The 26,391-nt window shown below is 50.5% G+C and carries 21 protein-coding genes; 14 read left to right on the forward strand and 7 right to left on the reverse strand.

What is annotated here, in order from left to right:
* Nucleotides 1–427 precede the first annotated feature (427 nt).
* The 3 genes from JNO48_01355 (at nucleotide 428) to JNO48_01365 (ending at nucleotide 3,348) form a co-directional block, all read left to right on the forward strand.
* Nucleotides 428–1,006: a DUF308 domain-containing protein gene (locus JNO48_01355; protein QTE68586.1), complete on the forward strand. Its 579-nt coding sequence runs from the start codon at nucleotides 428–430 to the stop codon at nucleotides 1,004–1,006.
* Nucleotides 990–2,696, forward strand: a complete 1,707-nt coding sequence (locus JNO48_01360) for an AarF/ABC1/UbiB kinase family protein (GenBank protein QTE68587.1) — start codon at nucleotides 990–992, stop codon at nucleotides 2,694–2,696. Before JNO48_01355 ends, JNO48_01360 begins: the two co-directional genes overlap by 17 nt.
* A 214-nt stretch (nucleotides 2,697–2,910) precedes the next feature.
* Nucleotides 2,911–3,348, forward strand: coding sequence for an Hsp20/alpha crystallin family protein (locus tag JNO48_01365; protein QTE68588.1), 438 nt, complete (start codon nucleotides 2,911–2,913; stop codon nucleotides 3,346–3,348).
* 124 nt (nucleotides 3,349–3,472) lie between these two features.
* Here the strand turns inward: JNO48_01365 and JNO48_01370 are convergent, their stop codons facing one another.
* Nucleotides 3,473–4,402: a hypothetical protein gene (locus JNO48_01370; GenBank protein QTE69652.1), complete on the reverse strand. Its 930-nt coding sequence runs from the start codon at nucleotides 4,400–4,402 to the stop codon at nucleotides 3,473–3,475.
* Between the two features lie 43 nt (nucleotides 4,403–4,445).
* Nucleotides 4,446–4,799: a hypothetical protein gene (locus JNO48_01375; protein QTE68589.1), complete on the reverse strand. Its 354-nt coding sequence runs from the start codon at nucleotides 4,797–4,799 to the stop codon at nucleotides 4,446–4,448.
* A 265-nt stretch (nucleotides 4,800–5,064) separates the two neighbouring features.
* Here JNO48_01375 and JNO48_01380 point away from each other — a divergent pair, with 265 nt between their 5' ends.
* From JNO48_01380 to JNO48_01400, 5 genes are all read left to right on the forward strand, one after another.
* Nucleotides 5,065–5,946: a hypothetical protein gene (locus JNO48_01380; GenBank protein ID QTE68590.1), complete on the forward strand. Its 882-nt coding sequence runs from the start codon at nucleotides 5,065–5,067 to the stop codon at nucleotides 5,944–5,946.
* Between the two features lie 1,213 nt (nucleotides 5,947–7,159).
* Nucleotides 7,160–7,837 (forward strand): response regulator transcription factor, encoded by a 678-nt coding sequence (locus JNO48_01385; protein QTE68591.1) that lies wholly within the window; start codon nucleotides 7,160–7,162, stop codon nucleotides 7,835–7,837.
* Nucleotides 7,827–9,188, forward strand: coding sequence for a PAS domain-containing sensor histidine kinase (locus tag JNO48_01390; GenBank protein QTE68592.1), 1,362 nt, complete (start codon nucleotides 7,827–7,829; stop codon nucleotides 9,186–9,188). The genes JNO48_01385 and JNO48_01390 overlap by 11 nt, the downstream gene beginning before the upstream one ends.
* Nucleotides 9,189–9,244: 56 nt before the next feature.
* Nucleotides 9,245–9,841 carry an HD domain-containing protein gene (locus JNO48_01395; GenBank protein ID QTE69653.1) on the forward strand — a complete coding sequence of 199 codons (597 nt, stop codon included), beginning with the start codon at nucleotides 9,245–9,247 and terminating at the stop codon, nucleotides 9,839–9,841.
* A 141-nt stretch (nucleotides 9,842–9,982) separates the two neighbouring features.
* Nucleotides 9,983–11,731 (forward strand): Na/Pi cotransporter family protein, encoded by a 1,749-nt coding sequence (locus tag JNO48_01400; GenBank protein ID QTE68593.1) that lies wholly within the window; start codon nucleotides 9,983–9,985, stop codon nucleotides 11,729–11,731.
* Between the two features lies 1 nt (nucleotide 11,732).
* On the opposite strand, the gene JNO48_01405 is transcribed toward JNO48_01400, so the two are convergent.
* From JNO48_01405 to JNO48_01415, 3 genes are all read right to left on the reverse strand, one after another.
* Nucleotides 11,733–12,746: a recombinase zinc beta ribbon domain-containing protein gene (locus tag JNO48_01405; GenBank protein QTE68594.1), complete on the reverse strand. Its 1,014-nt coding sequence runs from the start codon at nucleotides 12,744–12,746 to the stop codon at nucleotides 11,733–11,735.
* Nucleotides 12,747–12,916: 170 nt separating this feature from the next.
* Nucleotides 12,917–14,125 carry a hypothetical protein gene (locus JNO48_01410; protein QTE68595.1) on the reverse strand — a complete coding sequence of 403 codons (1,209 nt, stop codon included), beginning with the start codon at nucleotides 14,123–14,125 and terminating at the stop codon, nucleotides 12,917–12,919.
* Nucleotides 14,126–14,353: 228 nt separating this feature from the next.
* Complete coding sequence (locus JNO48_01415; protein QTE68596.1) at nucleotides 14,354–15,364, reverse strand: rod shape-determining protein; 1,011 nt, start codon at nucleotides 15,362–15,364, stop codon at nucleotides 14,354–14,356.
* Between the two features lie 174 nt (nucleotides 15,365–15,538).
* On the opposite strand from JNO48_01415, the gene JNO48_01420 reads away from it, so the two are divergent.
* From JNO48_01420 to hemW, 6 genes are read left to right on the forward strand one after another with little or no spacing between them, the layout of a single operon-like run.
* Complete coding sequence (locus JNO48_01420; protein ID QTE68597.1) at nucleotides 15,539–16,870, forward strand: DUF512 domain-containing protein; 1,332 nt, start codon at nucleotides 15,539–15,541, stop codon at nucleotides 16,868–16,870.
* On the forward strand, nucleotides 16,867–18,192 hold the full coding sequence (gene der, locus JNO48_01425) for a ribosome biogenesis GTPase Der (GenBank protein QTE68598.1): 1,326 nt from the start codon (nucleotides 16,867–16,869) through the stop codon (nucleotides 18,190–18,192). The genes JNO48_01420 and der overlap by 4 nt, the downstream gene beginning before the upstream one ends.
* Before the next feature lie 4 nt (nucleotides 18,193–18,196).
* Nucleotides 18,197–18,829 (forward strand): glycerol-3-phosphate 1-O-acyltransferase PlsY, encoded by a 633-nt coding sequence (gene plsY / locus JNO48_01430; GenBank protein QTE68599.1) that lies wholly within the window; start codon nucleotides 18,197–18,199, stop codon nucleotides 18,827–18,829.
* A gap of 18 nt (nucleotides 18,830–18,847) precedes the next feature.
* Complete coding sequence (gene lepA / locus JNO48_01435; protein ID QTE68600.1) at nucleotides 18,848–20,647, forward strand: translation elongation factor 4; 1,800 nt, start codon at nucleotides 18,848–18,850, stop codon at nucleotides 20,645–20,647.
* A 1-nt stretch (nucleotide 20,648) separates the two neighbouring features.
* Nucleotides 20,649–21,326: a DUF1273 family protein gene (locus JNO48_01440; GenBank protein QTE68601.1), complete on the forward strand. Its 678-nt coding sequence runs from the start codon at nucleotides 20,649–20,651 to the stop codon at nucleotides 21,324–21,326.
* Complete coding sequence (hemW, locus tag JNO48_01445; protein ID QTE69783.1) at nucleotides 21,269–22,342, forward strand: radical SAM family heme chaperone HemW; 1,074 nt, start codon at nucleotides 21,269–21,271, stop codon at nucleotides 22,340–22,342. The genes JNO48_01440 and hemW overlap by 58 nt, the downstream gene beginning before the upstream one ends.
* Here hemW and ppk1 read toward each other — a convergent pair.
* Together ppk1 and recG are read right to left on the reverse strand one after the other, a co-directional pair.
* Nucleotides 22,323–24,368, reverse strand: a complete 2,046-nt coding sequence (ppk1, locus tag JNO48_01450) for a polyphosphate kinase 1 (protein QTE68602.1) — start codon at nucleotides 24,366–24,368, stop codon at nucleotides 22,323–22,325. The genes hemW and ppk1 overlap by 20 nt on opposite strands.
* Before the next feature lie 16 nt (nucleotides 24,369–24,384).
* Nucleotides 24,385–26,391: an ATP-dependent DNA helicase RecG gene (gene recG, locus JNO48_01455; GenBank protein ID QTE68603.1), complete on the reverse strand. Its 2,007-nt coding sequence runs from the start codon at nucleotides 26,389–26,391 to the stop codon at nucleotides 24,385–24,387.

Raw genomic sequence — 26,391 nt, forward strand, 5'->3', positions numbered from 1 at the left:
TTCAACGCTTACCGGATTTTTTTGCGTACCCCTCAAGGGTACGCACTTTTCGAAGTCAGGAGTACGCACTTTTTTGTCAGAGGGGTACGCAAAAAGGGTACGCAGTTCACCTGAAAACTGCGTACCCTTGGAAGCATTTCGTTCACATCCATCGTGATGCTTTAGCCAACTTCCGTTTTTTTCACCAGAAACATAAGCAATTAACGAGCAGTTTTTCTTTCGAGTTTCGTATGCCTAATAGGAAAAAATTTCAAAAAATAATAAACACTCACCTAGTAGCAGTGCTATGATAATATATGTTGAACAAAGGAACAGAAATCCAATAAAGCACTGTTCCAATGCTTAAATTAACATGGCATGGCTGCCAAAGTGATCAACACACGAGGAGGAATCCTTCATAAACTGATTAAATAAGGAGCACTGCTGTATGTTGTTTCAATCATTGGATAAACTCAAGCGGCAGTCGATACTGGCTGCAATTCTCATGATGGCTCTCGGTGTGGTCATGCTGATCTGCCCCGAAAGCTATGTGAATACCCTCGTTGTGACCGTGGGCTATGGGATGATTATCTTTGCGCTCGTGGAGATGCTTGAATTCATTGTAAGCAAAAAAGCCTTGATTCACTACATCATTTTTACCGGCGCATTATTCATCGCTATTCTCGGCGTCTTCATACTCATTTACAATCAGGATCTTCTGAAAGCCTTGGGCTGGCTGTTCGGATTCGTGCTGGTGCAAGATAGCCTGTTTACGCTGTTGAATGCTCTGTTGTTTGCCCGCCGCTCCAATCGGAAGGGTTGGTGGATGCTGATCATATTTGCCATTGTGCTTATGGCTTTGGGTGTATTGATCTTTTTGAATCCCTGGTGGGATTCCCCGACCTTACTCATGAGGATCATCGGTGGCGCGCTCCTGTTTTCCGCTTTTGTGAGCACGCTTAGGCTCATTTGGGTGTGGCCGTTCAAAAACGGGAAGGAGAGTGCGGAAGATGCCTCTGAACGATAAAGCGCAAAAAATGGTGGACAAGCTTGAAACTGAAAAAGAACAGATCAAACATAGTACGGAGGAAATGAGTGCGGAACTGAAGCGGCTCCTTGAAAGTGAGATCAATGCGTTTCAGAAGCGCGAGAAGCACCGCTCCACCGAAATGATCGCTATCTTTGCCAGGCATAATTTCTACGCCAACGGTTTTACACCGCAGGAGCTTCGGACGACCCTGGAAGATCTTGGGCCAACCTATGTAAAGATCGGCCAGATCATGTCCAGCCGGGTTGATCTTCTGCCTGTCGGGTATTGCAGGGAACTGGCAAAGCTGCGTGATAGCGTAAAGCCTCTGGACCCGGCTGTGGCCAAAGCCGTCATCGAGCAGGAAACCGGCAAAAAAATCGACGAAATCTATTCTGAGTTTCGGGATGAACCACTGGGATCCGCATCGATCGCACAGGTCCATTATGGTGTCCTCAAGGATGGTACCCGAGTCGTTACCAAGATACAGCGCCCTTTGATCGCCGACATGATGCGAAAAGACTTCGTGCTTCTCAACAAGCTTGTTGACCTGGTGAACATCGTCGAGGAAGATTCCGACGAACAGGTCATCGACTTCAAATCGGTGATCAGAGAGGTTGAACGTGTTACCAAAGCTGAACTTGATTTCCGCGTGGAGGCAGAAAACACACGTCTTTTTAGGGAGAAGTGCATTGATGACGAAGAACTGATCTCCTGCCCAACCGTCATCGATGAGCTGACCACCGAACGCATCTTTACCATGACCTATATCGATGGCTGCTCTGTCGCCAACACGGAAAAATTGACTGCGGATGGTTGCGATCTGGATGAGATCGGGCGCGTGATTGTGGACAGTTACCTGCATCAGGTGCTGGACGTAGGCACATTCCACGCCGATCCGCATCAGGGCAACATCCTGGTCAGCCATGGCAAGCCCTATTGGATCGACTTCGGGATGATCGGGCACGTCACGGACAAGGATATCGATTTAATCCAAGACGCGGTCAAGGCGCTGTTGATCCAGGATGCTGACTCTTTGGTCAACGCGGTCATGGGTATGGGCGCTGCTTCGGAGAAAACCGACCGCACTATGCTTACCCGGGATGCAGAAATGTTCATCCAGAAGTATATGAATGTGAAGAGCGTCAGCGACATCAATGCGATCGAGGTGTTCGACGAAGTGATGAGCTTGGCTGCCAAAAACCACGTTTCTATGCCTGGCAGGTTCACCATGCTCGCCCGCTCCCTCACCACCCTGGAAGGCGTCATTGAGCAGCTTTGCCCTGACCTGAACATATTCGATATGCTTTATGATAAGCTGAAGGAGCGTGCGCGGCAGAATATGAACATTCCGCGTGAGCTTTTTGAGAAAGGGCAGGAACTGGTCAAGGCGGGTAAAAAGGCAGCAAGAATCCCTCTCCTCGCTTCTGAAGTTCTGGAGGGTATGGTGAAGGGAAAGACGAAGGTGCGCTTCGAGTTGTCCGGCTATGAGGAACCCCTAAACCGGATCTTCCACTTCCTGCGGTACACCGTACTGACGCTGGTGGCTTTGGTACTGTTCATCGGATCCTGCATTCTTTGCACCACCGATTTCAAGCCGATTCTACCCAACGGAGTGCCCCTGCTGGCTGTAGCCGGGATCGTCTTTTCCATCGCGTTGGCGATATTCTCGATCAAAAAGCTGAAATAGCTGGCATTTGTCGTAGCACGATGGCACTCTAAGGTTGCCACATAGAAAAGAGAAAAAAATTAAAAAATTAGCACTCACCTCTTGACAGTGCTAACAATATGACTATAATATGTGCTGAACAAAGGAACAGCGATCCAATAAACCACCGTCCCAATGCTCAAAATCAACATGGCGTGGCTGCCATAGCGGCCCAACACCCAAGGAGGTAAGAGTTATGTTGATGCCGAGTATTTTTGCTGAGAATTTGTTCGATGATTGGTTTGATTTCCCGTCTTTCCGGAACATGGATCGTCAGCTCTACGGCAGGCACTTTGCCCGTGAGATGAAGACCGATGTGCATGAGCATGATGACCATTACGAAGTGGACATTGACCTGCCCGGCTTCCAGAAGGATCAGATTCAGTTGAGTCTTGAGAATGGTTATCTGACCATCACGGCCACGAAAGAGGTCGAGAAGGATAAGACGAAGAAGGGCAAGACCATACGTCAGGAGCGTTACGACGGAACGCTGCAGCGGAGCTTCTATGTGGGCGATGCGCTTACGGAGGAAGATATCACCGCAAAGCTGGAGCATGGTGTGCTGAGCTTGAACATCCCGAAGAAAAACGAGAAAAAGCTTCCTGAAAAGAAGCTGATCGCGATTGAAGGATAATGGGCTCTCATCCCAAGCAAGCTAAACCAACCGCATGGCTCATCATGGAAACATGGTGAGCCCTTTTTCTATAAAAGAAAGCGTATTAATTATATAATGCAAATATTGTTACTGATTGATGCTTCTATTTCCTTATAATATTCTCGATCTTAGTAATGGGTCTGTTCTCCAGCCTTTCCAGATCCGCATCTATTGTTGCTTTCAGAGCTTTTACTTCCTCGTTCGCCGTTTTTTCATCGTATAACAATGCAATCAAATTTCCCTGTCGCTCAATCAGACTGGCTTTAACCAAAGCTGTTGGCTCAGCGATTTGCCCAACCTTTTTCGTCAGGTCCTGTGCTCTTTGTTCTGCCTCCTTCTTAAGCATTTCTGTCTCTGCTTTTATTTCAGCCAACCGCGCCTTTATGCGGTCAGTCCTATAAATCACGTCTGGATAGGCTTCAGCAAAGCGGCGATAAAAAACAGATTTATCTGTGAGCGTACGTCTGATCTCCAAACTTATTTCCTCTGTATTGTCTGCCTGACTACACTCAACGCTCGTTTTCACCAGTTTCAGGATAAAGTGAGTCATGGCATAGTCCGAAGCACAGACCGCGGCCAGCACTCCAACTGCAATTTCTTTTGTCAGCAGAGCAATCCTATCCAGTATTGTAAAAAGTACCGGATTAAAGAAATGGACGATCGCAACACCACCCAATCCAAACAGAATCAAATTTCCTATCCATACCCGACCATGCAGATTCATGGGCTTTTGACTATAATCCCACCAACGGGCATGAAAGCGTTTCTCCAAATACCAGCTTGTAAAATACTCTACTCCACCGCACAATAGAAATGATATGACAAAGGTTGTACCAAAGGCTTCTTCAAAGGGAGTCAAGAGGTGTACCGCAACGGTGATCAGTACTGCCCCGGTTCCATAGATAGGGCAGATCGGCCCTGTAAGGAATCCACGGTTGATAAAACGGTGATACTGGATATATTTTAGACAAACCTCAATACACCATCCCGTAAGAGAATAAATGAAAAACAGAAGAACAAGATCTATCAGCATTGTGCCTGTCGCATTCATGATGGCGCTCCTCCTTAACCGGAAGTCAAGGTTGTCTGTTTATGCCTAACAATGGTTCCCGGTTCCAATGATAGCATATCCTGGTGATTTTTTCAGAAAATTTTCGCCGCTGGCATTCATCAACAGAAGAATGCCAGCGGCTTTCCGTCATGAAAACATGACGTCCAGCCCGCTGCTGCTGGGTGAGCTTGTTGCCCAGCATGGACAGCTTGGCTTCCGTGCCCGCGATGGTCTTTTCATAGTTTTCAACGCCAGCCCCGGCCAGACGGAAGGTGGGCTCGGCTTCCTTGATCTGCTGGTTGATGGTGCGCATATTGCGCGAGAAATTGCTGGAGTCCAGCGACAGCGCGACTACCAGTTCGCGCAGGGTTTCAGCCATAAAGTTTCACTTTGATTGCAGGAGATTCGGGAAAGATGGCAGAATACTGGTTAGGAACATCGGTTCGACAACTCGGGATCTGAAAAACCACTTAACTTTGAATTCAAAGAACTGTCGACAAATCAAAACTTCCTTTTGCAATTGACCTCTGAGGAATATATTTCCTTCTTTCCTTTTCAGAGAAAAGAAGTATAATGATTCAGCGGAATCGAAAGACCGTCCGGTTGGCCTTTTATTCTGATTCACACTCTTGAGAGGCAGCCTTATGAATCGATTTTTTATTGACTCACTGAAGATGATGCGGGAAAATTACATCCGTGCCTTCGGGGGAAAATACGACACGGAGATGTGTCCAATCAAAGATGTGGAAGTGGACGAGCGGGACGCGGCGGGCATCGTGACTGCTTCTACGGGATTTCTTCGGGGGCTGACGATCGACGGCGTCAGCAGTCTGAAGAAAATCTACACAAATGACGTAAACGGAAAAACAGAGGAAATTCTTGATATTCGGGAGCGGGATGGAAGTGAACACGAATACAGGGATCTGGCGCTGACGAGATACCGCTGTTCCCTGATGACGGTTTTCGCGATGGAACAGCTGATGCGAAAAAAACCGAAAAACGTGGGATTCATCGGGACAGGCCGCACGAACCTAGCGAACTGCATCGGAATCTGCGAGCGCTTCTCTCCCTTGGGAATCGTAATCCGCGGAAGCAAAAGGAACGTCGACAAGAACATCGGGGATTTCCTGCTGGTTAACGGAAAAACGAAAGTGGATGACACGGAGGATATGATTCATCTTAACGCCTGCGATACCGTGATTATCTGCACTTCCGCCACAAGGCGGGAGGAAATGATAAGCGCCAACCTTCTGATGGGCCCGGATTTGATCATCGTTCTGGATAGCGGGTATTACCTGGATGAATCCTTCCGGAAAACCCGGGATAATTATTCGGACAGCCCGGAACAACTGGAAGCTCATTTCCGGGATGAATTTCCCTGGGATGAAAAAGACTATACCTTTAAAACACTGCTGGATAAACGGGACGCCAGAAAATGCACGGCCTACCTGTACGGCATCGGCCTGGCCGACGCCGTGGCGGGGGAGGAAATCACGAACCGCATTGAAAAATCTCACAGGAAATAAAGGCATCCTCTAGAACAAAAATTCTTCATCAAAAACAGGATGCGTCTCCGCATTCAGAGACCAAAATATTTCTCGGAATATAATCTTGTCCGAGAGTCGCCAAAGGGAATACATATGATCCTGTACCGTTCCCTTCCCTTTTTGAGATGAACGGTATGGATAAATCGGGGTAAATAATTGCCCTTCGAGTGTCATGTGAAAACCCGCAGAGCTTATCACAATCTGCTCTGCGGGTTTTCGTCATCTTTGGGTTTAAGCAGCAATCACTTATGGCGATGTATGTATTGACAAGAAGAATGTATATAATGAAACCGTAAATGAATACAGGGGGCTAATCTTAGAACTCTTTACAATAGATATCTCTTCCTCTGTAAACTTTGAATCTCTAGCCATTGTCAACTATCCTTCCTTTCGTTTGGTATATCACCTCCATCCTTTGTCCAGCAAGCATTCTGCATTGCTTTTCTTGTTAGTGTGCTATTTCCATTGTCCAGGTATGAGGACTCTGTGTTAATAGTCTTGTCCATTTTTGAGGATTTCGGCTATTTTATCTGTCCACAAACCGGGATCGGGTTAAATTCATCTGTCCATTCTATGGGGAGTATTTTACACTCCTGGCCCGTGAACACCCCCTGAACACCCCTGAACACCTTTTCATTGAACACCTCCGAAAATAGAAAAAGCCTTTATTTTAAAGGCTTTTCAGGTGTGTTCACGTCCACATTTCAGTTTGACAACTTGACCGGTAGCCCAGTGCACATCGTTCACATCGATGGGGTCGTTGGTTCGAGTCCAACTGTCACCACCACTCTGAAGCCCTTGTAGATCAAGGGCTTCTTTCTTTTTGTCCATTTCCGGTAAAGTGTACCCCGGGGTACACGGCTGTTGCGTATACAGTGTGCTCACTCACAAAAGTACCATATTGTATAGTAGCTTTTGTGGTGGATTCGGTATGGCTTTTTTGCCCGCAATCGGTCTGCCTTTAGCGCCTGCGTACGTGTGAACGGCGTGGTTGCAAGCAGCCATAGATAAATTGTAGAAACAGCATAAAGCGGTGAGAAGGATAATCATCTTTTTAACAAAGGCATAGTCCTGCAAAAATATACGGCTAAAGGATAAAGGATCTAAATAACTTTACGCCGATTTTACAATACAGAGGTTGCAGGACTTACAATATAAAACTATGCTTAAGAGTGACAGAGGAGGTTTTCCTATGATTTATTGTGTTGAAGATGAAAGCGCCATTCGGGATCTGATGGTCTACACGCTGCAAGTGTCCGGATTCGATGCGCAAGGCTTTGAGAACGATGTTGTCTTTTGGGCAGCCATGAAAGAGCAAAGGCCGGAACTTATTATTCTGGATGTGATGCTGCCCGGGGAAGATGGGCTAACGATCCTCCGTAAACTGCGCTCCTCTCCTGTAACGACAGATATTCCCGTTATTATGGCTACGGCAAAGGACAGTGAATATGACAAAGTGATCGGCCTCGATTCCGGTGCGGATGATTATCTTGCTAAGCCGTTTGGAATGATGGAAATGGTTTCCCGTATCAAAGCAGTTCTTCGCAGGGCAGGCAACAGACAGTCTGTGATTCTTTCATATGGGATGATCGTCCTCGATGAAAACAGGCACTCTGTTACCATTGACGGGAAGGCGGTTTTGCTCACATTGAAGGAATATGAACTTCTGAAGCTGTTTATGGAAAGCCCCGGCAGAGTCTTTACAAGAGACAATATACTATCCAGTGTATGGGGCGTTGGTTTTGCAGGTGAAACAAGAACAGTGGATGTTCATATCGGGACTTTAAGGACAAAGCTGGAGAAAGCGGGAGACTATATCCGGACCGTTCGAGGGGTTGGGTACAAGTTGGAGGAAGAAAATGAGCAGTAAGATATTTAAGGCAATCTGGATCGTTGCCATCTCGGTTTTCCTTGCCTCGCTGTTGCTGATTATGGGAACACTATACAACTATTTTTCGTCCTTACAGAGAAATCTGCTGCGCAATCAGACTGAATTGGCGGCACAGGGTGTTGCCATGTCCGGAATGGACTATCTTGACAAATTGAACATAGAAAACTATCGCATCACCTGGGTCAGCACGGATGGAACTGTTCTGTTTGATAACGAAGCAGATACAGCATCGATGCAGAATCATCTGGAACGACCGGAGATCCAGCAGGCCCTGAAGGAGGGATTCGGAGAATCTACCAGACATTCCTATACCCTGGCAGATCAGCAGTACTATGCTGCTAAAAGACTTCCTGACGGGTCGGTTTTCCGTATGTCAATCGCTCAGCTTTCTGTATGGAGCCTTCTCCTCGGCTTTGCTCAACCGATATGTTTTGTCATCCTTGCCGCATTGATCCTTTCATTTATTCTGGCGTCCCGGATCGCCAAAAAGATCGTCAAGCCCATTAATGAAATCGATCTGGAACATCCAAACCAGTACTATGGGCAGGAAGCTTATAAAGAAATTGAGCCGCTGCTTCACCATATTTCAGTGCAGCAGGCACAGTTAAGACAGGATCAGGAAGAGATCGAAAAAGCGGCCCGGATTCGGCAGGAGTTCAGTGCAAACGTGTCACATGAGCTGAAAACACCGCTCCATGCCATATCTGGCTATGCGGAGCTTATTGAAACCGGGTTGGTAAAAGAGGAGGATATCAAGCCGTTTGCCGAAAAGATTCACGCAGAATCGCTGCGGATGACGAAACTGATCGAAGATATTATTGATCTGACAAAGCTGGACAGTGGCGATGTTGATATGAAGTGGGAGGACTGCGATCTGTATCGTATTGCAGAAAATGCTGTCGATTCTCTGGAGGCTGCTGCTTCTGAGATGGATATTACGATTGATATTGGTGGAGAAAGTGCGACCGTAAAAGCAATCCCACAGTTGCTGTACAGCATTGTGTATAACCTTTGTGATAATGCGATCAAGTATAACCATACCGGAGGCAATGTAATTGTTACGGTTGCGCAAAAAGAGCATAGCACCGTACTGTCGGTAAAAGATACAGGAATAGGCATTCCTGAAGCGGATCAGAAACGTATTTTTGAGCGTTTTTATCGTGTGGATAAGAGCCGCAGCAAAGAGGTTGGCGGAACAGGTCTTGGCCTGTCTATCGTTAAACACGCGGTTATGATTCATAACGGAGGAATTGAAGTGAAAAGCGCAGTTGGGGAAGGGTCAGAGTTTATCGTTACGATACCGAACCATCCAGAGGAGATTAAGCTGTGACGTATCAGGAAATAAGAGATAATGAAGAAATCAATACTTATATCCGCCAGGCAGATATGTCACTTTCTGCCCTGGGATATACTGAGCACAGTTTTGCGCATGTAACGATAGTGGCAGAAAAAGCAGGCTATATTTTGCAGACTCTCGGTTACGACAAACGGCTTGTTGAGCTTGCAAAAATAGCGGGCTATCTTCATGATATCGGGAATCTCGTCAATCGTGAAGAACACAGTCAATCCGGAGCCATTATTGCCTTCCGAATACTGGATCATCTTGACTTCCCTCCTGAGGAAGTAGGATTGATTGTTACTGCAATCGGGAATCATGATGAAGGAACAGGCACTCCGGTCAGTCCGCTTGCAGCTGCTTTAATACTTGCTGACAAAAGCGATGTGCGGCGAAACCGTGTACGAAATCAGGACATATCGACTTTCGATATTCATGATCGTGTGAATTATTCAGTCAAAAAAGCAGAGCTTAAAATCAATGAAGCACATACAATCATCAAACTGAAGCTTTCCGTTGATACCCGTTATGGTTCTGTGATGGACTATTTTGAAATATTCATGCAGCGTATGATTTTATGCAGGAAAGCAGCTGAAAAGCTTGGGCTTCAATTCAAGTTGATGATTAACGAACAGCAGTTGATATAGTGCAGAGAATCTTGCAGGGGTTACCAGGCCCCTGCGTTTTTTTAGCCTTCGCTTTACACGAATTTTACTAAGGCGAGATAATGATTTTGACATTGAATCTCTATTCTGGATCTGTAACAAGAAACAGAGTGGAGAATGATTATGGATTTATTTAATGCGTTGAACCTGATTGGCGGCTTATGTCTGTTCCTGTTCGGTATGACTTTGATGGGTCAGGCACTTGAACGACGCGCTGGCAATAAACTGAAAACGCTTTTAGAGCGTATTACAGCGAATAAGTTTGCCGGACTCATGACGGGACTTGGTGTAACCGCCATTATCCAGAGTTCGTCTGCAACTACTGTGATGGTAGTTGGATTTGTCAATTCTGGGCTCATGACGCTGAGGCAATCCATCAATGTGATCATGGGGGCAAATATCGGTACGACGGTAACCGCATGGATTTTAAGTCTTGCCGGAATAGAAAGCAGCAGTTTCTTTGTACGCCTTTTCAAACCATCTTCTTTTACCCCGATTCTCGCGTTAGTCGGCATTGTATTCTATATGATGTCAAAAAACAGTAAGCGTAAAGACACAGGGATGATCCTGCTTGGATTTGCTACCCTTATGTTTGGAATGGAAACGATGTCCGGCGCCGTCTCGGGGCTGCGGAATGTACCGGAATTCCAACAGCTGTTTTTGACTTTCACCAACCCCATTTTAGGCGTTCTTGCCGGTGCGGTCCTTACAGCGATCATTCAGTCGAGTTCTGCTTCCGTCGGTATTCTGCAGGCCCTGGCTTCCACAGGAGCAGTTTCTTACGGTGCGGCCATCCCGATCATTATGGGACAGAATATCGGTACCTACATAACGGCAATACTTTCTTCAATCGGTACAACCAGAAACGCAAAAAGAGCCGCGCTTGTTCATTTTGCTTTCAACTTCATGGGAGCCGCCGTATGGCTGACGGTTTTCTGGCTGGTAAAAACAATTTTTGCTCCGGTATTTCTTGCACAGGCTGCCAGTCTGATAGGGATCGCGGTTTTCCATTCGGTATTTAACATTCTTTGCACCTTACTGATGCTTCCGTTCAGCCAGGTTCTTGAGCATATGGTCTGCAGGATTCTTCCTGATGCCAAGACAACGGAGAAGATTCAGGAACTGGATGAGCGTTTACTTGGAAGCCCTGCCCTTGCTTTAAATCAATGCAGGCAGGTACTCGGTAACATGGCAGAATTGTCAATCCAGGCATTCCGGGATAGCACTGCATGCGTTCTGAATTATGATAAAGTAATTGCAGATCGTATCCATGAAGCAGAAGATAACACGGATCATCTTGAAGACTTGATCAGCACGTATCTTTTGAAACTGACCTCCCGCCATCTGGGAGATGAGGAAAGTGTCAAAGCAACAGAGTATTTGAAACTGATTGGAGACTATGAACGAATTGCAGATCATGCAGTGAATATTCTGGAGTCAGCAGAAGAAATCGCAAGCAAAAATGTTGCGTTTTCTGAAGATGCCGTAGCCGAATACAGAACGATATGTGCCGCGGTAACAGAAATACTGAATCTGTCTTTTTCTGCATTTTCAAACGAAGATATTGAAGCTGCACGTAAAACGGAGCCTTTGGAAGAAGTCATTGATACACTGAAAGAAGATCTTCGAACCCGTCATTTTTTACGACTCCAAAGGGGCGAATGTTCCGTAGCGGCGGGATTTGTGTGGTCAGATCTTCTGTCGAATCTTGAAAGGGTGTCCGATCATTGTTCAAATATTTCGGGATGTGTCCTTGATTCGGCAGGCAACACTATGAACATACACGAAAACCAGCGTGCTCTCAAAAATTCTGATGAGGAATATAAGCAGGAATACAATTTCTTTCAGCACAAGTACAGGCTGACAATTTGAATTATTTGCTCTGATGGATATGGATATCAGAGGGGTTATGCCCACAAAAAAAGGAGCAGCCCGCTCCGCATCTCTCCTGACCGATCAGGCAGTCTGCCGGATGAACTGCTCCGCAGAAACCTTGAATTGAATGTGGACTTCGTAATTCTCGCCGATCTCGATTCTGTCGACCAGCGCAGCGATGATCATATGCTTGGCTTCCACTGGCCTTGTCGTACCGTTCAACCCAGGTCAGCATTTCTTTCACCTGCGCCTGAGCGGCCTTGTTGTTTTCCGCTTCCGCTTCCTTCTTTGCCTTGGCTTCCTCCATGGCCCGCTGGCACTCTTCCAGCTTGGCCCGGTGCTTCAGGAGCATTCCGTTTACGACGCTCAGATCCAGCTGGCTTTCCCCGGTGAGCGCCTTGACCGTTTCCTCTTCCAGAGCCGCTACCTGCCGGGAAGCTTTCTGGAACTCCTCCTCGGCCTGCCTATAAGCGACCTCGTACAGATCAGCATTCTGGCTGCAGGCCGCTTTCAGGAGATCTTCCTCGCTGATGCTGCCGAGCCTGGCCAGATGCTTCCGGATCTCGGTATCAACAGCGTCATTGAGCCTTTCAGCGTTGTAGGCGCTGGGGCCTCTGCAGGTTTTCCGGGAGGACAGTTTCCGGTAGCACCGGTACATATCCCTTTCGTATTTTCGCTTGGTTCCGTCCGCCAATTTCTTCGTCGTTGTGTTATGGCTGAAATAAAGCCTGGTACCGCAGTCCGCGCAGTAGAGCAATCCGCTGAGCAGGCTGCGGCTATCTGTATGAACTACCCCGTCCGGAGCGTGAGCCGGAGTGCAAGCTCGGCCTTTCACCAGTTGGATGCACTTCTCGAAAGTCACGTCATCGACAATCCGCAGTTCCTCAAACGGCTCGGAGCGCTCATCGCCGAATCTCCGTATGCCCTTGTAGATCGGATTCTCGATGATCGCCCGGATCGTCGTTCCGCGCCACAGGGAGGTTCCCTTCTTCGTCAGAATGCCTTGCTGCACAAGCCTTTCGGAAAATGGAAATGTGCAGATCGATGCAGGTCACGGAGTAAATTCAGACCAAAGTCTGATTTCAAACGCTTTCACGCTCCCCTCCTGCCGCTTCCATCTGATTGCAACTGTTGGCGATATGCCCTATGGAGAAAACCTGTAGGGCATTTTCAACAAGGCCTTTACCTGAGCCAAAAGATTGACCACAGATGCTCCAGTTTCTTTCTCTCAGGCGGCAATCCATGATTGCGTATTCCGAGTGCTGGATCTTCGCGAGCAACGGACGGATCAAACCAGTCTGCTTTTTCTGTTGCCCAATCAATCCATTTCTGGGTTTTCTGATCAGAAGAGTCAGCTAAGGAGCGAACACGTTCTACGTACCGTCTGATTCTGCAGGCGATCTCATAGTCATTTGCCTCATTGACAAGGCTGTTTGTGATATCAACCTCTGCGTTATACAGCTCCAGGCGGCGTTCTTTCCTCTGTCTTTCTTCCTCCGCCTTTCTCGCTTCTTCCTCCTGGCGTAATCTTTCCAGACGTACATCCTCCGATGCTTTATACAGGGCAAAGAGAATTTCTGTCAATCTGTCTTCTATTTGGCGTGATTCTGAATCTCTGAAAACATAATGATCATTGATTTTCATTGTCAATTTTCCGTTGTAAACGTGATCATACTTTCGGATATTTGGTTTGTGCGCCCATGAATATGTTTTGCTTTTTCTTTCATATTCTGCCAGTTCCCGCTCTTCCTGCTTTGTCAAAACATGATCATTTTTGTCCTTTGCTTCGCTGAAAGTAACAGGTACCGTTTCACCGCGGACAATCATATACAGTTTTTCTGTGATGCCGCACCCCAGTTCAGCGGTGCTTTTAACCAGTGAATTAAGGATACAAAAAACCCTTGGGCGGGTCTGATCGGAAACGGTGTTCGTCAGTTCCGGAGCAGGATGCTCTCTGTGTTTGGCCAGATGATAATCATATTTCCCATATTCTTTCTTCCAGGTATCAATTGATGCTTTGTATGCTGCAATAGTCTTGTGATATCTGCTTCCTTCCGGCAGCATCTCAATTGATTCCGCCACAGAATACAACTTCTGATATTCCTCCTCAGACAGGATATCCATCAATTCCGGTTCCGGAGCCGGTGCCTTCCTCTCAATAGAAATATACCTGGTTACAGTTGTTCTTTTATCCGTTTTGGGAAGTGGTTCCTTTTTTACTTTCTGTCCAGCGCGTTTCTTTGCCCAGTATCCTCTGGGCGGAACAGGGATATCCATTAACTTGCAGATTTTATGAATGGCAACATCTGAAACGCCGTATCGTTTTGCAACAGTCGAAACTGGTTCATCCCAGACTTCTTTGTAGAGTTTTTCACGTTCATACTCAACCACGGCTTTCCCTCCAAATCATTGTTTTTTCCGTTTGACAAAGGTATGTCCATACTATAGTAAGTAGTAAAAAGGAGTTTCTTTATAATCCACATAGCTATAAGCTTAACCGAACTCAACGCCTATAGCGTGGGATTTTGGTAAACAAAAAAACGGAAGTGAAGGAAATCAACGCTTCCGGGAGTCGAATTCTTTGGATTCGGAACCTCTTCCAGAGATCTGTTACGGTATTTATCCCCGTTCCAGCAGATGGCGCATTCCCGCGGGATTCATCAGCACCTTGGCGCATCCGAGCACCACACAGTCCTTTGCGTCCTGCGCCACATGGCATGGGATTTTCAGCACGTCACTGATTCGTTCTGCCAGACCGTACAGTCCGGAAGCGCCGCCGGTGAGCGTCAGTCCGCCTTCAAAGATATCGGAAACCAGCTGGGGCGGCGTCCGTTCGATGACCACCTGGACCCCCTCAATCAGTTCATTGACGTTGTCCACAAGCGCTTCATAAATCTCGTCCGAATCGATGGCAAGGGTTTTCGGAAGGCCGGAAATCAGGTTCCGGCCGGTCACATCCATCACAACCTTCGGATTGCGCCTGACAGCACCGCCGAGAGTCATCTTCACCTGTTCCGCTGTTCTTTCGCCGATCAGCAGGTTATGCTTCTTCCGGAGATACCGGATTACCGAATCATCAAAATGATCCCCGCCGACAGGAACAGAGCTCATCACAGTCACCGCACTGTTGCAGAGAACCGCAAGATCCGTGCCTCCCGCGCTCATATCAGCAACCAGGCTGCCGTATGAACCCAGGAAATTCAGCTGGGCTCCGAGCGCCGCGGCAATCGTCCGGTCCAGGAGCTGGGTCCTCCGAAGCCCGGCATCAAACATAGCGGATACCAGTGCCTTTTTCTCCATCTCCTTGACCCCGGACGGAACCGCCATCACAGCGCGCGGACGGGCAAGGAAACGTTTCCCCGTAATATTGGTGATATAGTAGCGCAGCATGGAATTCGTCAGATCAAAGTCAATCATTTCACCCTGGGCCAGCGGCCGGATGATGCTGACATTGGAAGGCGCCCTTCCGATCATCCGGTAAGCTTCCGTACCGAAAGCAATAATATTGTTGGTCTCCCTGTCCACCGCCACAACAGAAGGCTCACGGAAAATCACACCGCGTCCTTTCATGTAAATCACGACGTTGGAAGTACCCAGATCGATTCCGAGATCCCCTGCTGCCTGTGCCATCTGCCCGCACCTTTCAACCCTGCATAAAATCCATTATCCGGCTTCCGGATAATGGATACATCATATCATTAACCCCGTAAAATTACAACATCGCATCCCGGTGCCATTCTTGACAATAAACGCGTGATTCAGCATAATATATTGTGGAATGTTATGGAAATGGGAGGGAGTTTCTTGGCAATACCAATCCTGTCGGTGACCAGCCGTTCACCGGCTGATAAAGCCGGTGTCAGGGCAGGCGAAAAGCTGGAATCCGTCAACGGTGAAAAGATCATCGACGAGATTGATTACCAGGCACTTACCTCTGCTTCCCGGCTGACACTGGACCTGATTGACCCTGAGGGAAATCCACGCCAAGTATTCATCTATAAATCCCCCTGGGAACCGCTCGGACTCTGCCTGGATGAGACGGTCGCGCTGAAGCCGCGCAGCTGCCGTAATCACTGCCTGTTCTGCTTTATTGACCAGATGCCGAAAGGAATGCGGAATACGCTGTATGTCAAGGATGATGACTGGCGTCTCTCCATGATGATGGGAAATTATGTCACCCTGACCAATGTGGATGACAGGGAGTTCGTCCGGATTCTTGAGCGAAAGGCTTCCCCTCTCTTTATCTCCATTCACGCTACGGATCCGGAAACCCGGATCCGCCTGCTCCGCAACCCGCATGCCGGTAACCTGATGGAACGGCTCCGCCTGCTGCGCGATCATGGTATTCAGTTTCACGGACAGGTTGTCCTCTGCCCGGGTATCAATGACGGCGATATCCTGGCCCGGACCATTGAGGATACTGCTTCCCTCTTCCCGGCTGCCTGCTCGCTTGCGATTGTACCGATCGGTATGACCAGTCACCGGGAAGGCCTGACCCCCATGCAGTGCGTTACCCCGGAAAAGGCAGAAGAAGTCATCCGCCTCTGTGAGTCCTTCCAGGAGCAGTACCTCCGGGACTTCGGCACCCGGTTCGTATTCCCTTCCGATGAGTTCTACTGCATCGCCGGGAAGCCGCTTCCGGAAGACAATGACTATGAGGATTATCCGCAGATTGAAAACGGTGTCGGAATGCTGCGCCTTCTGGAAAAGGAATGTGAATCCGCTGCAGATGAGGAAATCGCTGATTCTGCCGCTTCGGCGGATCAGCCTGTTCACGGTGAACGGCTGATCATCCCGACCGGTGTTTCAGCTCAGCCGTTTATCCGTGACCTGGCCGAACGATACGCACCGCCCGGCACCAGCGTGGAGGTTATTGCCGTTCCCAACCGTTTCTTCGGGGAATCCATCACGGTAACCGGCCTGATCGTCGGCCGGGATCTCGTGGATGCCCTGAAATCCCACACATTTGACCGCGTCCTGATTTCAGGAACCATGCTGCGGGAGCAGACAGACCGGTTCCTCGATGATATGACACTGGAGGAAGTCCGGCAGCTCGTCGGAAAACCCATTACCGTTGTTGCCAATACAGGAGATGCTTTTATCCGCGCGCTTCGCGGACCGGAGGTTGAATCATGAGCAAGCCGCTTGTCGCAATTGTCGGACGGCCCAACGTCGGCAAGTCTACCTTTTTCAATAAAATGGCCGGAAGGCGGATCAGTATCGTGGAGGATACGCCCGGCGTAACACGTGACCGGGTTCATGCCGATGTGGAGTGGCTCGGCCATTCCTTCACGCTGATCGATACCGGCGGTATTGATCCGAAAAGCGATGATGAACTGCTCAGCCAGATGCGTGCCCAGGCACAGGTCGCCATGGATCTGGCGGATGTTATCTGCTTTTTTACCGATGCACGGGACGGCCTGACCGATGACGACCGTGATGTGGCCAACCTGCTGCGCCGCACCGGCAAGCCGGTACTGCTGGTTGTCAACAAAATCGACTATATGGGCCTGAACGACCAGATGTACGAGTTCTATGAACTGGGACTCGGCGACCCGATTGGTATCAGCAGCGTCAATATGCTGGGTTTCGGTGATCTGCTGGATGAGATCATCCGCCTGTTCCCGGAAGATACAGGCGAAGCAGCGGATGAATCCTCCCCGATTCAGGTCGCAATCGTCGGCCGGCCAAATGTGGGAAAAAGCTCACTGACCAACCGGCTCCTCGGTCAGGAAAGGACCATGGTATCCGATATTCCGGGCACCACGCGGGATGCGATTGATACGCCCTATACTGCGGAGGACGGCACATCCTACAACATCATTGACACGGCCGGTATGCGCAGAAAGCGGTCTGTGGAAGATGAATCGCTTGAGCATTTCAGCGTGCTTCGTTCCGTCGCTGCGATCCGCCGCTGTGATGTCGCCCTTCTGATGATCAATGCCGAAGACGGCGTCACGGAACAGGACACGAAAATTGCCGGCCTCATCCATGAGGAAGGAAAAGGGGTCATCATTATCGTCAACAAATGGGACCTGATCGAGAAGGAAACCGGTACGTTTGAAAAATACCAGAAGGAAGTCCTCTCCGCCCTCAAGTTCATGGACTATGCGCCGGTTCTCTGTATTTCAGCAAAATCCGGCCAGCGGGTCAACACGGTATTCCAGACGGTGAAGGCCGTATATGAGACATCCTGCCGCCGGATTACCACCGGCGTACTGAATGACGTCCTGAATGACGCAATGAACGATCTCCAGCCGCCGATTCAGGGAACCCGCAGGCTGAAAATCTATTATGCCACCCAGTGCGATACCCAGCCGCCGACATTCGTCCTGTTCGTGAATGATGAGACCCTGATGGTATTCTCATATGAACGCTATCTGGAAAACTATTTCCGGAAAACATTCGATTTTACCGGTACACCCATCCGGTTTATCCTGCGCGAAAGGAAAAAATGAGTATATGATTCCTGCTGTTTTTACCGAAAAGCCATGGCTCGTCCTGCTTTCCTGTGTAATTGCCTATCTGCTTGGCTCCATTTCATTCGGGCTGATTGTCGCCCGGTTTGCCGGCGGTCCCGATCTCCGGAAGGTCGGCAGCGGAAATACCGGAGCCAGCAATGTCCAGCGGACCATGGGCTGGAAATTCGGCCTGATCACATTCGCCGGGGATTCCCTGAAATCCGTGCTTTCCTGCCTCATTGCCCAGCTGCTGACCGGTGACCATATGGCCTGCCTGGCAGCCGGCCTGTTCTGTATTATCGGGCATAACTGGCCCGTTTATTACCGGTTCAGGGGCGGAAAAGGTGTGGCAGCCAGCTGCGGTGTGCTGCTTTACTGTTTCCCGGTTCCCGCGCTGATTTGCTTTGTCCTGACGATCGCGCTGATTGCCGTTACACGGTATATTTCCCTGGGCAGCATGTTCCTTCTGACTTCATTTTCAGTGCTCGTTTCCCTGACTTACCAGGGCGAATACCGCCTGTATGTCATCATCTGGTCTGTGCTGCTTGCGATCATCTGCGTGGCACGCCATCATGCAAATATCGGGCGTCTCCTGAAAGGAACGGAAAATAAGCTTCGCTTCAAATCAAAGTAAGACCGGAGGTATTCACCCATGGCGGATGATATGCGGAAAATCCGCAATTTCTGTATCGTCGCGCATATCGATCACGGAAAAAGCACGCTGGCAGACCGGATTCTGGAAACAACCGGCGTTTTTGAGCAACGCGAAATGGTGGATCAGATCCTGGACAGCATGGAACTGGAACGTGAACGCGGAATCACCATTAAGAGCAAAGCCGTTCATATGAAATACCGGGCGGAAGACGGGCAGGAATATATCCTGAATCTGATCGATACCCCCGGGCACGTGGACTTTACATACGAAGTCAGCCGTGCCCTGGCCGCATGTGAAGGCGCCCTGCTGGTCGTGGACGCAACCCAGGGTATTGAAGCCCAGACACTGGCCAATGTGTACATGGCCCTGGAGCACAACCTGGAAACCATACCGGTCATCAACAAGATTGACCTGCCTTCCGCACGCCCGGAAGAAGTCCGCCGGGAGATCGAGGACGTCATCGGGCTGGATGCCAGCTATGCCCCGTGTATTTCCGCCAAAACAGGTCAGAATATCAAAGACGTCCTGGAAGCGGTTGTCCATCATATTCCGGCACCGGAAGGCGATCCGTCCGCCCCGCTTCAGGCGCTGATTTTCGACGCGTTCTATGACAATTACCGCGGCGCGATCTGCTTCATCCGGATCAAGGAAGGCACCATCCGTCCCGGCATGAAAATGCGCCTGATGTCCACAGGTACCGAGTTTGACATCGTGGAAGTCGGTCACTTTACCCCGGGATATACCCCGTGCGATGCCCTCCAGGCCGGCGATGTCGGCTACGTATCCGCATCCATCAAGGACGTCCGTGATACCCGGGTGGGTGATACCATCACGGATGCCGCCCGGCCCGCCGAATCGCCCCTGCCCGGATACCGGCATGTAACCCCAATGGTATACTGTGGAATCTACCCTGCCGACGGGGCTGACTATCCTGCGCTGAAGGATGCGCTGGAAAAGCTTCGCATGAATGATGCTTCCCTTTCCTTCGAACCGGAGACTTCCGTCGCGCTCGGCTACGGATTCCGCTGCGGTTTCCTCGGCCTGCTTCACATGGATATTATTACTACCCGGCTGGAGCGTGAGTTTGACCTGGATCTGGTCACCACAGCTCCCAGCGTTATTTACCGTGTGATTAAAACCAACGGCGCGGAGCTCATGATCGATAATCCGACGAACCTGCCGCCTGTCGGAGAAATTGCCTGCATGGAAGAGCCTTTTGTACATGCCACGATCTATACCCCCCAGGATTCCGTCGGAACACTGATGGAACTCTGCCAGGACAAGCGCGGCATCTTCCTGGATATGCAGTATGAAGGAAGCCGGGTCAAACTCAACTATGACATGCCCCTGAACGAGATCATTTTCGACTTCTTTGATCAGGTCAAAAGCCGCAGCCGCGGTTATGCTTCCTTTGATTATGAACTGAAGGATTATCGGGAAAGCGATCTGGTCAAGCTGGATATCCTGCTGAACGGCGAGATCTGCGACGCGTTCTCCATCATTGTCCACCGCGATAAGGCCTATGCCCGCGGCCGCGGAATCGCGGAAAAGCTGAAGGATGTGATCCCGCGGCAGATGTTTGAAATTCCGATCCAGGCCGCCATCGGCGGAAAAGTCATCGCACGTGAAACCGTCAAGGCCGTTCGGAAGGACGTTCTGGCCAAGTGCTACGGCGGTGATATTACCCGGAAAAAGAAGCTGTTGGAAAAGCAGAAGGAAGGCAAAAAGCGGATGCGGCAGTTCGGTACCGTCCAGGTCCCCAGCGAAGCTTTCCTTGCCGTGCTGAAAATGGACTGATATGAGAATTCCACGATGCGAAACCGCGCGGGTTGAACAGAATACGGTATGTTTTACCGGCCACCGCCAGATTGACCGGGAATCTGTGCCGGAAATCCGGCAGCGCCTGAAATCCGCCATTCACCGGTGCTATGAGCAGGGAGCCCGCTGGTTTATCTGCGGCGGAGCTCTGGGTTTTGACACGCTGGCTGCGGAAGAAGTGCTTGCCTTCCGCACGGATCATCCGGATATCGGTCTGTTTCTGGCCATTCCATGTGCAGACCAGTCCTCGCACTGGTCCGTTTCCGACCGGCGCAGGTATGAGCGGATCCGGAATTCCGCCGACGATGAACTGGTCCTGGCTCCTTCCTATTTCAAGGGATGCATGCATGTCCGGAACCGGTTCATGGTCCGGCATTCTTCAATCTGTATCTGTTATCTCAGAGAGTTTGAAGGCGGTACCGGTTATACGGTCCGGTATGCGCTTTCCGCTTCGCGGGATGTCATCAACCTGTATCCGGATCTTTCTTCCCCGGCCCTGATGAAGGAGCAGTTATGGAACTGTACATTCACATCCCCTTCTGTGTCCGGAAGTGCACATACTGTTCGTTCGCTTCGTTTTCCGGCTGCAGCCGGCCGGAAATGGAGCGTTACCTCCTTGCGCTTCTCACGGAAGCACAGCTCCGGCAGCACGAAATAAGTGAACCGATCGAAACCGTTTATATCGGCGGAGGGACCCCCTCCCTGGTTCCGGCCGGTATGCTTTGTTCATTTCTTTCAGAACTGAAGACAATACTGGATCTTTCCCGGGTTGATGAATTCAGTGTGGAAGCCAATCCGGGCACCGTAACCCCTGCCTGGCTGGACGCAGCCGTCTCCCATGGCATCAACCGCATTTCCTTTGGAATGCAGGCATTCCAGGATTCCATTCTGCAGACGCTTGGGCGGATTCACCGCTCCGGGGATGTGGCTGCATCGGTAAAAGCAGCCCGGGATGCCGGTCTGGAAAACATCAGTCTTGACCTGATGTTCGGAATTCCAGGCCAGACCATTGCAGACTGGGAGGAGACCGTTCGCTTTGCTTTATCCCTTCATCCGGATCACATCAGCGCATACGGCCTGATTCCGGAGGAAGGAACGCCCCTGTCTGCACAGCTGGATTCCGGCATCCTGGAACTGCCGGATCCGGATCTGGAGCGGGATATGTATGACCTTTGTATCCGTCTTCTGGCCGAAAACGGTTTTGAGCAGTATGAGATCTCCAATTTTTCCCGGCCCGGATTTGCATGCCGGCATAATATCGGTTACTGGGACCAGGTTCCGTACCTGGGGCTCGGGCTGGCCGCCGCTTCGATGCTGCGCCCGGCCGTTCTGCCAAAGGATGTGTTCAGTATCCGAACGACGAATCCGGATACCTTTCCTGAGTATTACCGGCTGATCCATTCTCCGGCTTCTCCCGCTCCCGAAGAGTCAATCTCCCTTGCGGAAGCCCGTTTTGAAACCGTAATGCTGTCCCTGCGCATGACGGCCGGTATGAACCGGAAGCGTTTCCGGGAACTGCATGGTGCACCACCGGAAGCCTTCTACGGAGATATACTCGGGCGCCTTGCATCCCAAAACCTCCTGGTCCTGAAAGATGACAGCTGGCGCCTGACGCGGCGCGGGATGGATATTCAGAACAGCATCCTGCTGGAATTTATGGAAGACAGGGCGTGAAGGACGGATCATGAAAAGCATCCTGTGCGTCACAGTACGGCTTTCCCGGATCGTTCCTCTTCCGGTAAGCTCCTGTACTTTCCAGCTCCCATGACTGTTCTGTATCACTCAGGCAGGTTTCCATAATCCGGCTCAGCATTTCAATATGCGGCCTGTGCAGCACAGGGCAGGCGATTTCCACCCGCCGGCTCATATTCCGCGTCATCCAGTCCGCACTGGATATAAACGCTTTTGTCTCTTCCCCTTCTCCGAACAGGTAAATCCGGGAATGCTCCAGATAACGGCCTACAATGCTGATGATCTGTATATTTTCTGTCATTCCGGGTATACCCGGCAGCAGGCAGCTGATTCCGCGGATCACCATCCGAATGCTGACGCCGGCCTGGCTGGCTTCAATCAGCTTGTCCATCAGTTCCTTATCGGTCAGGCTGTTCAGTTTCAGCCGGATCCTGCCGTTCCGGCCTTTCCGGATCTGTTCGTCAATCAGTTTCATCAGGGGAACCTGCATATCGTTCGGGGATACCAGCAGCGTTTCTGCATGGCGGATGGTCTCTCCCTGGGTCAGGGCGTCAAAAACCATCCGTCCGTCCCAGCCGATCTGCTGGTTGTATGTCATCAGGCACAGATCCGTATAGATCCGGCTGGTGTTTTCATTGTAATTACCCGTTCCGATCTGGGTTATATATTCTTCCCCGCCGTCATCGTTCCGGAGGCTGATCAGGCAGAGCTTGCTGTGAACCTTGATATGCTCAATCCCGTATATCACCCGGCAGCCGGCGCTTTCCAGGCGGCGGCTCCATTCAATATTGTTTTCCTCATCAAACCGGGCTTTCAGTTCAACAAAAACTTCAACCTGCTTCCCGTTTTCCGCCGCTTCCTCCAGCACCTCGGCAACCTTGCTGTTCCGGGCTACGCGGTACAGCGTCATCCGAATGGCGGTGACGCACGGATTCACGGCCGCTTCGCGCAGCAGCCGCAGAAAGGTGTTGAAGCTGTCATAGGGATAGTGAATCAGCACATCGCCCCGTTTGATCATTCCGATCATGGAAGGATCCGTTTCATCCGGTACCGCCAGCTTCCGGGATGACCGCGGCGGGTAAAACAGATCAGCTCTTCCCCTCAGCATATCACTGAACTGATACAGGAACGAGAGTTCCAGCGGTGTGTCATATTCAAACACCTGGCTTGCGCTCAGTCCCATGTATTCCCGCAAGCGGTCCACAATGGCCGTATCAATCTGGCGGCTGAGTTCCATCCGTACAGGACAGAGCCGTTTCCGCATACGGATGATTTCCGCCATATGATCCCGGTAATTCAGGTCTTCATCATATACCGCATCCGCATCAATATCCGCGTTCCGGGTAATCCGGGCCAGGCTTTTCCCGATCACCTTTTCTTCCGGAAAAAGCGTAGGCACATAGTGCAGGATAAATTCCTCCAGCAGGATAAACCGACCTTCTTCACCGGGTACCCGGATCAGCCTGGGCAGAACCGTCCCCGCGCATGGAATGACGGCAACACGGACGGCTCCATCCCGTGATTTCAGGACAGCAATTGCGTAGATTTCCCGATTCTTCAGAAACGGAAAATCTTCTTTCCGGGTAATCATAAACCGTGAAAGATAAGGCAGAACATCTGAATGGAACAGCTTTCCCAGCTGCTCTTCCGCTTCATTGGAAATATCAGAAAACCGGACTGTCCGGATTCCCTGGGATGCCAGGTCGTCCATCAGTACATTGTAGACTTCATCCCGTTCCCGGCAGATACTTCGGATTTTGGCCAGGGCCGCCTCAATCTGGCTGGATGGGCGCATTCCGGTCTTATTCTCCCGGCTGCCGTCATCCAGCAGTTTCTGGTCGTGCAGGCTGCCGATCCGTACCATGAAGAACTCATCCAGGTTCGACTGGAAAATTGAAAAGAAATTCAGCCGTTCACACAGCGGAACCAGCGGATTGCTTGCGTTCATCAGCACCCGATGGTTGAATTCGAGCCAGCTGAGTTCACGGTTGGTAAAGCAGTTCAGCATATCCGTCCCTCCCGGTTCAGTTCACTGCAATCTGATGACCGTCTTTTTCAAAATAAGCCTGCGCGTACGCTTCCAGCCGTTCAAGGATTCCGGCCATGGACGGATCACGGTGAAGCTCCCGCACGGTCTGCGCCACTTCGTCCAGCAACCGTGCATCGCCGCCGGCAAACGGTCCGGCTGCGTCCCCGGACTGCCGGGTCCCGATCAGGTCGCCGGGCCCACGCAGTTCAAGGTCCTTCCTGGAAATTTCAAACCCGTCATTGGTGCTGCACAGGATCTGCAGCTTATCCGTCGCATCTGAAAGCAGGAAACACCAGCTTTCCTCCGTTCCGCGGCCAACCCGCCCCCGCAGCTGATGCAGCTGGCTGAGGCCGAATCTTTCCGCGTTTTCAATCACCATGACCGTTGCGTTCGGATTATTGACCCCCACCTCAATCACGGTGGTGGAAACCAGGACCTGGCTGCTTCCGTCCATAAACCCGCGTATGGCTTTTTCCTTATCCTCAGTTCTTTGTTCTCCCCACGTCAGGGCAATATTCAGGTTCTGCAGTTCGTTGCTTTTCAGCTGTTCATAGACCGCCTTGGCGCTCCGTACACCGTCGGTTTTCTCACTGTCCTCCACCATCGGGCAGACGACATATGCCTGCCGTCCCTTGAGAACTTCGCGCCGAAGAAACGCATACATCGCTGCCCGCTTTTCTTCCGGTACCATCCGTGTCCGAACAGCCGTTCTTCCGGCCGGCAGCTCATCAATAATCGAAAGGTCCAGATCCCCGTAAAGGATCAGCGACAATGTCCGGGGGATCGGGGTTGCGGACATCACCAGCACATGCGGTGCCGTACCGGTTTCCCCGGTTCCTTTTTCTTCCAGTCCGGACCGCTGGTTCACCCCGAACCGATGCTGCTCATCCGTAATCACCAGCCCCAGCTGATGATATTTTACATCCCTGCTGATCAGTGCATGGGTGCCAAAGACCGCCTGGCAGCTTCCGCTTTCCAGTTCGCCCAGGATTGCTTTGCGTTCCTTTGCTTTTGTGCTTCCGGTCAGCAGCCGGCATGTGATACCGGCAGGCTCCAGGATTGTTTTTGCATTCCGGTAATGCTGCTCCGCCAGGATTTCAGTCGGGGCCATCATACAGGCCTGAACTCCAGCCCTGCATGCCATGTATATGGCGCCAAAGGCAACTGCGGTCTTTCCGCAGCCCACATCCCCCTGAACCAGCCGTGCCATGGCCGTATCCTTCCGCAGGTCGGATGCAATCTCACAGAGCACCCGGTTCTGGGCCGAAGTGGGCGGAAACGGAAGAAGCTTCCAGTATGATTCGGGGGCATCGTCTGGAGTCTGCAGCGGAACCGCCGGCTTCCGGTGGCTTCCGTTCATGGACACATACAGCAGATATACCAGTATTCCCTCAAAGGCAAGCCTCCGGCGGGCTATTTTCAGGTTCGCTTCATTCGATGGAAAATGCGCCTGACGGATTGCAAAATTCAGTTCACACAGCCGGTACCGCAGACGGAATTCATCCGGCAGTGTTTCCGGACAGCAGTCATCCACACTGTCCAGTGCCATCCGGATCAGTTTCCGGAAGGATGCTGCCGGTATCTGCCTTACCGCACGGTATATGGGTGCCCATCCCGTTTCCGTCACGATCACGGGATTCTGCAGCATTCTCCGGTTGTTTTTGATATTCACACGCCCGTAAAGCGTAATTTCATCCCCCGGACGGATATTTTTCGCCATCCAGGGTTCATTGAACCAGCACACCGGCATTTTCCCGGATGTGTCGGCAATCGTACCGGTAACGTGGGAAAGGCCGTGGAAATAACTGAGTTTCAGGGATTCCGGGAATGATCCGCGGACCATAACCGGTCCTTCCTGCCGGGTTGCACACGGATAAACGGTACTGTGATCTTCATACCGGACCGGAAGCGTATACAATAAATCGCGCAATGAGAGAATCCCCACTGCGCGTAATGCTTCAGCACGTACCGGGCCGATGCCTTCCAGGTCTGTCAGTTCCAT

The sequence above is a fragment of the Clostridiales bacterium genome (genome assembly GCA_017569285.1).
GTDB lineage: Bacteria > Bacillota > Clostridia > Christensenellales > Aristaeellaceae > Aristaeella.

What these genes read in the sequence shown, in the direction of transcription:
- JNO48_01395 (QTE69653.1), top strand. Translation starts at nt 9,245, where the DNA reads ATGTCACTTTCTGCCCTGGGATATACTGAGCACAGTTTTGCGCATGTA.
- JNO48_01415 (QTE68596.1), bottom strand. Translation starts at nt 15,364, where the DNA reads ATGGCACAGGCAGCAGGGGATCTCGGAATCGATCTGGGTACTTCCAAC.
- JNO48_01365 (QTE68588.1), top strand. Translation starts at nt 2,911, where the DNA reads ATGTTGATGCCGAGTATTTTTGCTGAGAATTTGTTCGATGATTGGTTT.
- JNO48_01380 (QTE68590.1), top strand. Translation starts at nt 5,065, where the DNA reads ATGAATCGATTTTTTATTGACTCACTGAAGATGATGCGGGAAAATTAC.
- plsY (QTE68599.1), top strand. Translation starts at nt 18,197, where the DNA reads ATGATTCCTGCTGTTTTTACCGAAAAGCCATGGCTCGTCCTGCTTTCC.
- JNO48_01375 (QTE68589.1), bottom strand. Translation starts at nt 4,799, where the DNA reads ATGGCTGAAACCCTGCGCGAACTGGTAGTCGCGCTGTCGCTGGACTCC.
- JNO48_01370 (QTE69652.1), bottom strand. Translation starts at nt 4,402, where the DNA reads ATGCTGATAGATCTTGTTCTTCTGTTTTTCATTTATTCTCTTACGGGA.
- ppk1 (QTE68602.1), bottom strand. Translation starts at nt 24,368, where the DNA reads ATGCTGAACTGCTTTACCAACCGTGAACTCAGCTGGCTCGAATTCAAC.
- JNO48_01355 (QTE68586.1), top strand. Translation starts at nt 428, where the DNA reads ATGTTGTTTCAATCATTGGATAAACTCAAGCGGCAGTCGATACTGGCT.
- JNO48_01400 (QTE68593.1), top strand. Translation starts at nt 9,983, where the DNA reads ATGGATTTATTTAATGCGTTGAACCTGATTGGCGGCTTATGTCTGTTC.
- JNO48_01360 (QTE68587.1), top strand. Translation starts at nt 990, where the DNA reads ATGCCTCTGAACGATAAAGCGCAAAAAATGGTGGACAAGCTTGAAACT.
- JNO48_01385 (QTE68591.1), top strand. Translation starts at nt 7,160, where the DNA reads ATGATTTATTGTGTTGAAGATGAAAGCGCCATTCGGGATCTGATGGTC.
- der (QTE68598.1), top strand. Translation starts at nt 16,867, where the DNA reads ATGAGCAAGCCGCTTGTCGCAATTGTCGGACGGCCCAACGTCGGCAAG.
- recG (QTE68603.1), bottom strand. Translation starts at nt 26,391, where the DNA reads ATGGAACTGACAGACCTGGAAGGCATCGGCCCGGTACGTGCTGAAGCA.
- JNO48_01390 (QTE68592.1), top strand. Translation starts at nt 7,827, where the DNA reads ATGAGCAGTAAGATATTTAAGGCAATCTGGATCGTTGCCATCTCGGTT.
- hemW (QTE69783.1), top strand. Translation starts at nt 21,269, where the DNA reads ATGGAGCGTTACCTCCTTGCGCTTCTCACGGAAGCACAGCTCCGGCAG.
- lepA (QTE68600.1), top strand. Translation starts at nt 18,848, where the DNA reads ATGGCGGATGATATGCGGAAAATCCGCAATTTCTGTATCGTCGCGCAT.
- JNO48_01440 (QTE68601.1), top strand. Translation starts at nt 20,649, where the DNA reads ATGAGAATTCCACGATGCGAAACCGCGCGGGTTGAACAGAATACGGTA.